This window comes from Neisseria sp. P0021.S007, from assembly GCF_051956855.1.
In genome coordinates this window covers 1-543 of the sequence record NZ_JBQCXA010001042.1, presented here as the reverse complement: position 1 = coordinate 543, position 543 = coordinate 1, and the positions used below count along the sequence as shown (strand labels likewise).

Genomic DNA, 543 nt, shown 5'->3' with positions numbered 1-543 from the left:
GCTATGCGGTATTGAGCGATGTGCAAAAATGGCTGTGTTCGGCCGTCATGCTGCTGGGACGCTTGGAAATTTTTACCGTGTTGATTCTGCTGACACCGGCTTATTGGAAAAAATAAAGACAGGTCGTCTGAAAACGGATTTCGGGTTTTCAGACGACCTCTTTAAGATTTGAGGTCGTCTGAAAAATTTGATACGGTAACCAAGCAATATTCCATCGTGACTGGGTATTGCTCAGATTACGATCATGCAGGGCGGCTTGTGAAATGGCGAGATATAAGCCAAAAAGATGATAGTGGTACTGTAATAAAGTAAAGGATTCATAATGAAAAAAAATCTTTTCATATTTATGATATTAAGTGGTTTTGCTTCTGCCAATCCGTTGGGAGGCAACCCGACAGACGGTTATTGTCAAACTGTTGATGGTAGTGCTTGTGGTTGGGGAGGGAATGGTGGATCCTCCCAGCGTCGGGTGATTAATATTCCTAACCATTGGGGTGCTATTTATTACAATCCCGCAAATAGGGCTTTTGGCTACTCAGATAA

General features: G+C 42.7%; 1 pseudogene. It reads left to right on the top strand.

Annotation, left to right across the window (positions count from 1 at the left end):
• Window positions 1-322 precede the first annotated feature (322 nt).
• Window positions 323-543 (top strand): annotated as a pseudogene (locus ACTHUR_RS17415) (DUF4189 domain-containing protein); the annotation flags it as partial.